The sequence below is a fragment of the Rothia sp. 27098_8_161 genome (assembly GCF_041432905.1).
Taxonomy (GTDB): domain Bacteria; phylum Actinomycetota; class Actinomycetes; order Actinomycetales; family Micrococcaceae; genus Rothia.
In genome coordinates this window covers 1-1,948 of sequence record NZ_JAPWAL010000043.1, presented here as the reverse complement: position 1 = coordinate 1,948, position 1,948 = coordinate 1, and the positions used below count along the sequence as shown (strand labels likewise).

Genomic DNA, 1,948 nt, shown 5'->3' with positions numbered 1-1,948 from the left:
GCCTGCACGCATGGTTCATTCATGATGAGAAGGCGGTGCAGCCTCGGGGTCTTGAAAGGGGTACGACCGGTCATTCACTTAACCCCTCAATATTAACCCGGATTTGCTTCTGGTGCACCCCCAAGCGGTTGTGGCGTGCGCCCGTGATGGGCGATATACCGCCCCAAAACCGGGTGTCGCGAGGTTTTTGTGTGGGCGGCTTAAAACACAAATCCCCGCATCCGGCACGGCGTAACCTTACGGCGCATAAAGCGCACGCACACAGCGCATAAAGCGCGGTTACGCATCATGACGGATGCGGGGAGAGCTAAAGCTAAAGGGGAAACAGCTACCGAAGTAATTAGGCGCTGATACCGAAACCAACGTGACGCTTCGCGTCGGAACCCAGCTCAACGTAGCCAATTTGAGCGCCAGAAATCAGGGTGGTGTTGCCCTTATCGTCAGTAATCTGCAACAGGGATCCGTCCTCAATTGCCTTTGCGACCTTCTCGGTGATAACGTCCTTGGATTCGGTGGTCTCAACAACGATTTCGCGGGCGATGTGGCGAACGCCAATCTTGATTTCCATGAGTCTCCTCGCAGAATAGTCCGGCGACGCCAAACGCGCGCCGGGTATAGGAACTGTCTTATCTAGCATCTACTCTAGCGTGAATGCGCCCATCGGCACCGTGAACGGGCGGTACTTCGCCGGGGGCTAATAAAATACTTGCCGCCGGATGCGTGAAAAAGCGCGCGAAAACCCACACAAAACCCGTGCGAAAACGGGTTTAGGTATGCGAAGAATGCCAGAAAGATCGGGGAGAGGCTCTTAAGAGTCCTCCACCTGAATACCGTAGAGAGTCTCCAGTGCCTGTACATAATCCTCCGTGCGGCCCTCCGCCGCAAGTTTCTTGGCGCGCACTGTCGGGGTGTGCAGCAGGGACTTCACCATGCGACGCATCGCCAGCTCAAGCTGCTCCGTCGCCGCACCGCAACCAAACTGGCTACGCACCTTCTCCAGCTCGGAATCCAACACATCCATAGTGTGCGAGCGCAGCGCAACAATCGCGGAATCAATCGTGCGGGAACGCTGACGAGACAGGAACGCCGCCAGCTCAGATTCCACGATGCGCGTAGCCGTCGCCACGGATTCCTCGGTTTCCTCGGGCGCGGCAAGGCGCACCGATTCGAGGGTAATCAGCTCAACGTTCGGCAGGTCAGCAACCGAGGGATCAAAGTCACGCGAAAGTGCCAGGTCGAGGATCGTGTGGTGACCGCCCGGAATCTGTTCGGGAAGCAACGGATCAGAGCCGCCGGAGCAACCAATAATGACGTCGGCAGAAGCCATGGCCTGCTCCATGCCGTCCACCGGCACCGCAGAAACCTCGCGTTTTGCTGCGAACTCGGCGGCACGGCCCGAACGGGAATTGACCCAAATGTCGGTGCAGCCACGGTCGCGCAGAGCCGCAATGGTCGCGCCGGCGTAAGCACCCGTACCAAAAATCAGGGCGCGGCGGGTCGACCAATCCTTCTCGGCAACCTCATCCGCAAGATCGAGGGCAACAGATACAATGGAGCGGCCCTGAGCACCAAGAGCCGTATGCTGACCCACCTGACGAGCGGTATGCGCCGCGTGTTCAAATAGCTGAACCAGCTCACCGGGAAGGGTCACGCCGTCCTCTTGCGCTTTCGCCTGAGCAACAGCCAGGGCGCGGCGCACCTGACCGGTGATTTCACGCTCGCCAACCACAGCAGATTCTAAGCCGGAGGCGACCGTCAGCAGGTGGCGTGTAGCCTCATCATCGGCGTACACGTCGAAGCTGGAATTAACCAGTTCTTTGTCTAGCCCGGAGGTGTGCGCAATAGAGTCGACAATCAGCTCACGAACCATGGGGACATGGGCGGATACATGTAGTTGAACATACATTTCAAGACGGTTACAGGTGGCAAGAACGACTGCACCCTTCAC

General features: G+C 58.1%; 2 protein-coding genes. Both read right to left on the bottom strand.

Annotated features, from left to right (window positions below; genetic code table 11):
• Window positions 1-340 precede the first annotated feature (340 nt).
• Entirely contained in the window at window positions 341-568 is a 228-nt protein-coding gene (locus tag O3648_RS08190) for a DUF3107 domain-containing protein (RefSeq protein WP_279755062.1), read from the bottom strand.
• 240 nt (window positions 569-808) lie between these two features.
• Window positions 809-1,948 (bottom strand): glutamyl-tRNA reductase (locus O3648_RS08185; RefSeq protein ID WP_371569533.1); only part of this gene is annotated, 1,140 nt, incomplete at its 5' end.